This window comes from Silvimonas sp., from assembly GCF_031291215.1.
Classification (GTDB): domain Bacteria; phylum Pseudomonadota; class Gammaproteobacteria; order Burkholderiales; family Chitinibacteraceae; genus Silvimonas; species Silvimonas soli.
Genome location: NZ_JARLJK010000144.1, coordinates 460567 through 468927, shown reverse-complemented (window position 1 = coordinate 468927; position 8361 = coordinate 460567). Strand labels below are relative to the sequence as shown.

The following is an 8361-nucleotide window of genomic DNA, read 5'->3' as shown; positions in this document are numbered from 1 at the left end:
GCGCAAAACGAAAGCTGTGTGTGGTCCGCTCACCATACGCCTATCCCGGTTGTCAGGGGCAATTTTCACCAGGCACTGCGGACCAGTTTGCGATGTGGTTTGCCAGGCGTCTGTCAGACGTGCAACTCTTGTGCGTCAGTGGACTCCTACTTTGCTGCAGTCGCACAAAAATATTCCCCATCCAGAGTCTGCAACTTGCGCTAGCCGGATCGTGTCCATCGCAAAACAGCTATTCTTGTAATCTGTGTAGTGCACTTTTTGCCAAACCAAGGTGATACCCGATGAGCAAAACCTCCCTCGAGAAAGACAAGATCCGCATTCTGTTGCTGGAAGGCGTGCACCAAAGCGCCATTGATGCCTTTCATGCCGCCGGTTATTCCAATATCGAGGCACTGCCTGGCGCGCTGGCACCGGATGAGCTCAAACGCAAGATTGCCGATGCGCATTTTGTCGGCATCCGCTCGCGCACCCAGCTCACGCCCGATGTACTGGCCGAGGCCAGCAAACTGGTGGCCGTGGGTTGTTTCTGCATCGGCACCAACCAGGTTGATCTGCATGCGGCGTTAGGCCAAGGCGTGGTGGTGTTCAACGCGCCGTATTCCAATACCCGTTCGGTGGCAGAGCTGGTGCTGGCCGAGGCCATCTTGTTGCTGCGCGGCGTGCCGGAGAAAAACGCCAGTTGCCATCGTGGCGGCTGGATTAAATCGGCCAGTGCTTCGTACGAAGTGCGCGGCAAGCATCTGGGTATCGTCGGTTACGGGGCGATTGGCTCGCAATTGTCCGTACTGGCAGAGGCCCTGGGCATGCGCGTATCGTTCTACGACACTGCCTCCAAATTGCCCCTGGGTAATGCGCAGCAGATCGCCAGCCTGCATACCTTGCTGGGCCAGTCGGACATCGTCACGTTGCATGTGCCGGAAACAGCCTCCACCAAAAACCTGATGGGCGCGGAACAGATTGCTGCCATGAAGCCCGGTGCAGTGCTGATCAACGCTGCTCGCGGTACGGTGGTGGATATCGAAGCGCTGGCAGCGGCGCTGGATAAAAAGCATCTGGCTGGTGCGGCCATCGATGTGTTCCCGGTAGAACCGAAAGACAACCACGAAGAATTCGCCTCACCGCTACGCGCATTCGACAACGTGATCCTGACTCCGCATATCGGCGGTTCCACGGTAGAAGCGCAAGCCAATATCGGCGTGGAAGTGGCCGAAAAGCTCATCAAGTACAGCGACAACGGCACCACCACGTCGTCGGTCAACTTCCCGGAAGTCGCCCTGCCCGCACAAGCCAGCAAACGCCGCGTGCTGCACGTGCACCAGAACGTGCCAGGCGTGATGAGCGCGGTGAACAACGTGTTTTCCGCCAGCCAGATCAACATTGCCGCGCAGTACCTGCAAACCAATAGCGAGATTGGTTATGTGGTGATCGATATTGATTCGGGGTACACCGACGAGGTGTTGAAGAAGCTCAGCAGCATTCCGGGGACGATTCGTTGCCGCGTGTTGTTCTAATAGGGCGGATGCAACCCGCCCCACCCGGGCTGCATCGCCAATGTAGGGTGGGTTAGCCGGAACGGCGTAACCCACCGTTCAAAGGGGCCAATAATGGCGATCACGCCGGCCGCTTTGATTGGTGCAATGCCCCCCGTTGGGGTATTGCACCCTATGCGCTTCGCACCGCCTGCAACAACGCCTGCAAGGGGTGTCGCAACTGCACCCCATCAATCAGCTTCACCTGGCAGCGGCAGGAATACCCCGTCGCCAGCAGCGTTTCTGGCGTCTCGGCGGCAGCAATCACCGGTGCCCAGCTCAACCCGTAGATCTGTTCGGACATCGGCCGATGTTCTGCCTCGTGACCATATGTTCCGGCCATACCGCAACAACCCACTGGTTGGGTTTTCAGGGTGACGCCAAAACGCGCAAACAACTTCTGCCAGTCGCTGGATACTGCGGGGGCATTGGTTTTTTCAGTGCAATGCGGCAGCAGAGTGTAGCTACGCTCTGCCGCCACCGTGTTTTGTGGTAGTTGATCCAGCCGCCGCACCAGCCACTCTTGCAACAGATGCACCGTCGGCGCGGCGTCTTTGCCCAGCGTTTTGGCGTATTCGGCGCGGTAGGTCAGCGTCATGGAGGGTTCCAGCCCCACCAAAGGAATCCCGGTCGCGGCCAGTGCCTGCAAGCTGGCGGCATTACGCGCGGCCACCTGCCCAAAGCGCCCCAGAAAACCATGTACATGCAGCGGTTTGCCGTTGGCCTTGAATGGTGCGAGCAAGGGGTTGAAGCCCAGCGCCTTGAGCAAGTCGAACAGGTCCAGCACCAAACCGGTTTCGAAGTAACTGGTGAAGGCGTCTTGCACGATGATCACCGACTGGCTGCGGCGGGCCTCATCCAGCGTCTGTAAAACCTGCGGTATGGCCATGGCAAAACCGCGCTTACGCAGCGCTGCGACTAGATCAACGCCACTGAGCGCCGGGCTGTGGACCATGCCCAGTCGCTGCATCACCATTTTACCGGCGCCACTGCCGATTACGCCGTTGTACAGAGCGGGCCAGCGCGCCACCAGCGGCAGCATGGTTTCCAGCGAACCGACCAGATAATCCTTGGCCGGGCGCAGATAGCGGCCGTAATACAGTTCCAGAAATTTTGAACGGAACTCCGGCACATCCACTTTCACCGGACATTGCCCGACACAGGATTTACACGCCAGGCAACCCTGCATGGCGTCCATCACTTCGTGCGAGAAATCGCTCTGCCCCTGGCGTTTACGCAGTGTGTTCCTGAGCCGCCCCAGCAGATTCGACCAACCATCATGCTGGCGTAACGCCGTGGTTTCCTGCAGCGGATCGACCCCGGCCAGCGTCATTTGCCGCAGCCATTCACGCATTAGCGAAGCTCGCCCCTTGGGCGAATGCCGCCGGTCGCGCGTGCCTTTGTAGGAAGGGCACATGGCGTCGTCCGGATCAAAATTGAAGCAGGCGCCGTTGCCGTTGCAATGCATTGCCTCATCATAGTTTTTCCGCACGGCGATGGGGATCACCCGGTCATGCTGGCCGCGTGTGGGCACGGCATCAATCTTCCACAATTCCTGCCCCGGCGGCGCAGCGATTTTGCCGGGATTGAGCTGGTTATGTGGATCGAACACCGTCTTGATCTGTTGCAGCACCGGATACAACGGGCCGAAGAACTCCGGCGCGTATTCCGAGCGCACGCCTTTACCGTGCTCGCCCCACAGCAAGCCGTGATATTTGCGGGTTAGCGCCACCACACCATCGCTAATGGTACGGATCAGTTTTTCCTGTTCCGGGTCTTTCATATCCAGCGCTGGGCGCACGTGCAGCACGCCGGCATCGACATGCCCGAACATGCCGTAGATGACGCCGTGGCTATCGAGCAGCGCGCGGAACTCGGCGATGTAATCGGCCAGGTTTTCTGGCGGCACGGCGGTGTCTTCCACAAACGGGATCGGACGTTTATCGCCCTGCAAATTGGCCAGCAAGCCGACCGACTTCTTGCGCATGCCCCACAGCCGCCCGACCGCCGCATCGCCCAACGCCACGGTATGGCCGCAACGGCCATGCTGGCGGCCATCGCGCTGCAAAATGCCGGTCACTTCGGCCAGTTTGGCTTGCAATGCGGTTTGGGCATCGGCGATAAATTCGACCAGATTAATGCCCAGCGCGGGTACATCATCGTCCGGGAAAAACTCGCTCACGCCGTGCCAGACGATATCCTGCCGCGCCAGCCCCAGTACTTTGGAATCCACCGTTTCAATCGACGATGACCCCAGCGCCATCAGCGCCGAAGCATCGCGCAAGGCCGCATCAAAACTGGTGTAACGCACATTCACCAAGGCGCTGAATTTGGGGATGGGCAGCACATTGAGTTTGATTTCAGTGACCAGACCCAGCGTGCCCTCGGCTCCGCACAGGATGGCATTCAGATCGAACAAACCGTCGGCGTTGCGAATGTGCGCCAGATCGTAGCCGGTGAGGCAACGATTAAGTTTGGGAAAGCGTTCGCGGATCAAATCGGAGTGGGTGTGCTGGATGTCATCCAGCAGCCGGTGGATCTCGCCCACCTTGTCGGCACGTTGCTTGGCCACGGCCAGATCAGCATCGTTGATTGGGGCGGAATGCCACAGCGTGCCATCCAGCAACACGGTATCCAGCGCCAGCACGTGATCGCGCGTTTTGCCGTACAGGCATGAGCCCTGACCGCTGGCATCGGTATTGACCATGCCACCGATGGTGGCGCGGTTAGAGGTGGATAATTCCGGCGCAAAAAACAATCCGTGCGGTTTGAGCGCGGCGTTGAGCTGGTCTTTGACCACGCCCGCCTCAACCCGCACCCAGCGCTCGGCGGCGTTGATTTCCAGAATGCGGTTCATATGGCGCGACACATCCACCACCACGCCATCGGTGAGCGACTGCCCGTTGGTGCCGGTACCGCCACCGCGCGGGCTGATCACCAGCTTTTGAAAGCGTGGCTCGCCTAAGAGTTTGACTAGCCGGATCAGATCATCGGTGTGTTTGGGCGTGACCACCACCTGCGGCCAGACCTGGTAGATGGAGTTGTCGGTGGCTTGCACCGTGCGATCGGCATAACTGGCGCTCAACTCCCCCTCGAACCCACGCACGCCCAGCTCGGCTACGAAATCCAGGTAGAGCGAATTGGCAATTGGGCGGTTGGCGAGACGGGGGATCATTGGTGCTCTCATAAGGGGCGCTATTCCCGGGGAGGAAGTGGCACCGGCCGGTGGTGTTGGGCAGGACGAAAGTACGTTGGTCGTTAATCGAATCATATTGCCACGTTGTGGCTGAATCGTAGACCGGATTATGGTTTGGGGCTTCTTCGTCTGGGCCTCTTGGCAAAAGCTTGAGTGCCTGCGGCACGGTGTTTACCTATCAAACGCCTTTAAACATCCGTGCCGAAGGCACTTAACAAACAGACGTTCAACACCGGCACTTCATTGAAACATTGCCACCCCGGATTCCCGCCTCCGGCTCCATCCGGGCTACAAAACCACCGCGCCGAACCCATCCAACGAACAACGCCTCAACATGCCGCCGCGGTCATCTTGAAAATCCCCTGCGCATTGCCGCTATCAAACCGCAAATCCAGCTTCTGCCAGCCGGTTTCAGCATCAACAATCACATCCCGCGAGATGAATTCATAAAACGACCCCGGCACTACCCGCTTCACCAGCGAGCCATCAACAGCTTTAAAGGTCCGCTCCACCATCGTTGCTTTGAACGCGGTCTGGCGTACAGACCCGGCGCTGGAGACTTCTACCTTGTCTTTGATCGGCAACCCCTTGGCGCGTAAAGCATCGGCCACGGCAAATACATCCTCCACGCGATCGGTGGCGTGATTAAAGCTGTTGCCCTCGGTGGCAATCCACGCCATTTCGGCGGATTCGGCCAAAAGTGTTTCGTAGGCCGCCAGGCTTGGCGTAGCGTGATGCACGCCAAAGCTGTCGACCAGCGCCGGCAGCAATTCAACCGCACCCGGAAAGCTCAGCACGCCAGTGCGGCCCAGTTGTTCCAGCAAAGCCAGATGACGGCCAGACAACGGATCTCGCGAGCTGGATACAACCTCATCCACGGCTGCCGCAAACGCAGGTGAGAATTGATCGACGTGCAGTTCGGACACAAAGAACTGCGCCACAGATTCCGGCGCGTCCACATGGCAATAAGCTCGGCCGGTCATTTTCAGGCGTGGCAGCGGATACAAGCCGGCCACGGCGAAACCCAGCGGTTCCAGGATACGTTTGAAAGCCAGTTCGCCCACCGGCAGCGAGCCAGTGTTGGCGGCAGCTACCGTACGCAGCGCACCGTGATCAAAGACCACTTTGCCACCCGCCGCGAGCTTTTCTGCCACGTAGGCTTTGCCTTCCGGCACCGCGGCCAGATTTTTGGCAAAGAGCTGCATGTTCATGGCTTGCGCGATCAGCACGCGCGGCACGCTGTCAACCGCCGGAGTCAGCAGCACAGCGTCGACGGTGATCATGTTGAACAGTTCGGCGGTTGCGGGCTCACCAATGGTGGCGGATAGCAGTTGCCAGAGCTGGCTGGTTGCGAAAGCGGCTGGGTTGGTCATTGCCTGGTCCTCAAAAACAGTTACATGAGACGGTAGTGAAGTGGCAGGTTGCCCTGCCATGCAAAATCAAATGCCCCTAACAATCTGGTTTAACCATGTAGGGTGTGCATTCATGCGCACCGCTGCAGACTCCTGAACGCGTTCGCACGCCAGCGTGCAAACCCTACGTACTGCTCGAGTTCAACGTCATGGCCCGCACGGTGCTGCCATTGGTCACACGCAGTGCCTGAGCTTGCTCGTGATCCAGTTGCAGTACGCCATCTTGCGGCGCTGTGTTAACCAGAATCACCCGGAATTCGGCGAGTTCACCATTGGCAACCAGATAACGCGGGCTGCCTTCAATGATCGCGGGCGGCGTATCGACCACCGCCACTTGCACCAGCACGCTGTCGTGCATCACCCGCAAGCTATCCACCCGGGCTTCCAGCACCGGACCGCCCTCAAAGATGTCGATATGCTGCTCGGCACGCAGGCCTTCGCTTTCCAGCAAACGGCGCGCTGGTTCGGTGTCGGCGTGGGTTTTGCCGATACAGGCGCGGGCGTCATCCGGCAGAAAATCTACGTACACCGGATAGCGCGGCATCAGTTCGGCCAGGAAAGCCTTTTTCCCCATCGCCACCAGTTGATCGGCCTCGTTGAAACCGATGCGATAAAAGTGTGCGCCCAACGCCCGCCAGAATGGCGATTCGCCGTTCTCGTCAAAATGGCCGCGCATTTCGGCACACAAGTGTTCAGAAAAACGTTGCGGAAACTGCGCCAGGAACATGAAGCGGGATTTGGACAACAACGCGCCGTTGCCGGGCAAGCGAAAAGCCGGGTCCAGAAACAGCGTGCACAGTTCCGAATAACCGGTCAGACCGTGCGACATGTGCAGCTTGTCCATGCGCGTGTACAAGCCCATTTCGCGGCTGGCGTGCACAAACGTATCCATGCGATAGGTGTAAAACGGCTGCTCCAGGCCGACAGCGACTTCCAGCCCACACACGCCCACGGCCTGGCCGGTGGCAGTGTCTTCCATCATGAATAGATAGCCCTGGTCGGCCAGCGGCGCAGTGCCTTCGACGGTGCGCTGCACGCGGTCCAGCCGCGCCGATTGCACTTCACGATCCGGTTTGAGCGTGGTCATGCCGGGGCCGGCTTTGTGGGCCAGCGCCAGCAGTGCATCCAGGTCAGTGGGGCGGCAAAGTCGCATGACGATCATTGCATTTCTCCCGCACCTGACGGCGTAAACAGCGGCACGCAACGGATGGCGTCACCGTCGTTGATTTCCAGCATGTCGGCGGCGACCTGCGGCAACACCACGGGCGCAGTGAGTGGCGTTGGCAACATCACCACCACACAGCGAAATCCTTCGGTCAGCAGATTGCTGACCAGCCACGGCGTATCCGCCGCCGCGGGCTGACCGCGCACTGCGCGATGAACCGTACTGAAGCGCACCGAATGACAAACATCAAGCGCGCCAGTCAGCACCGGCCCGGCATCGAAAATATCAACAAACTTGTCCGGCTCCAGCCCTTCGGCCAGATGGCATTCGTAATTGGGCAGCACGTCGGTATGTGGCTCGCCCATTACGCGTTGCGCGTCTTCTGACAACAGCGGCACATAGAGCGGATCAACCGGCATCATCTCGGCAATAAAGGTACGGCTGCGACCACCGGATTCGATCTCCATCTGCCGGAAATCGCGTTTGAAGAACTTGTGGCCGACGCCTTCCCAGAATGGCGAATGACCAGCGGCGTCGGTTACGCCAGGCAGCACGGCAAAGATGTCGCTGGTAAAGCGCTGGCGATGCTGCGCGGCAAACATGATCCGCGCGCGTGACAACAAATGCGCCGCCAGCGAGCCTTGCTGCTGGGCGAATTGATCAACATAAAACCCGGTCAGGCGCGTGCGGCCTGTCATTTCGTGGGACATCACCAGCGCGTGAACACGGTGATTGACCTTGAGTGCGCGTGAGGCATGCACCACGACCTCGTTGCGGAACACATAAAACGGCTCGGAAAACCCTTCCAGCGCCACCAGACTGGCAGTGCCATGCAACATGCCGGTGTCGGAGTCTTCCAGCACAAACATATAACTTTCTTCGCCCGGATATTCGACCTCACCCGCCAGCGAATCAATCGAGTGGCGTACGGCTTTTTGCAGGCGGGCGCGATCTGGCGGCAACGAATGCAGGATAGGGCCAGTGGCGCGGGCCATGCGCTCCAGCTGGTCCAGATCGGACAGCTTGCTCGGTCGAACAAACAACATGGCGGGGTGGCTC

5 protein-coding genes are annotated in these 8361 nt (G+C 59.2%); 1 reads left to right on the top strand and 4 read right to left on the bottom strand.

Translation table 11 applies throughout. The features are described from left to right. Window positions 1–281: 281 nt before the first annotated feature. Complete coding sequence (gene serA, locus P4L78_RS21470) at window positions 282–1511, top strand: phosphoglycerate dehydrogenase (protein ID WP_309330614.1); 1230 nt, start codon at window positions 282–284, stop codon at window positions 1509–1511. Between the two features lie 151 nt (window positions 1512–1662). Here serA and P4L78_RS21465 read toward each other — a convergent pair whose 3' ends face one another. From P4L78_RS21465 to P4L78_RS21450, 4 genes are all read right to left on the bottom strand, one after another. Next, window positions 1663–4704: an FAD-binding and (Fe-S)-binding domain-containing protein gene (locus tag P4L78_RS21465; RefSeq protein ID WP_309330612.1), complete on the bottom strand. Its 3042-nt coding sequence runs from the start codon at window positions 4702–4704 to the stop codon at window positions 1663–1665. Between the two features lie 350 nt (window positions 4705–5054). Then, the gene (locus P4L78_RS21460) at window positions 5055–6098 is read right to left on the bottom strand and encodes a DUF1338 domain-containing protein (RefSeq protein WP_309330610.1); all 1044 of its coding nucleotides are present in this window, start codon (window positions 6096–6098) and stop codon (window positions 5055–5057) included. A 163-nt stretch (window positions 6099–6261) separates the two neighbouring features. Continuing rightward, window positions 6262–7299: an arginine N-succinyltransferase gene (gene astA, locus P4L78_RS21455; protein WP_309330608.1), complete on the bottom strand. Its 1038-nt coding sequence runs from the start codon at window positions 7297–7299 to the stop codon at window positions 6262–6264. Next, window positions 7296–8348: an arginine N-succinyltransferase gene (locus P4L78_RS21450; RefSeq protein ID WP_283147629.1), complete on the bottom strand. Its 1053-nt coding sequence runs from the start codon at window positions 8346–8348 to the stop codon at window positions 7296–7298. Before P4L78_RS21450 ends, astA begins: the two co-directional genes overlap by 4 nt. Between the last annotated feature and the right edge of the window lie 13 nt (window positions 8349–8361).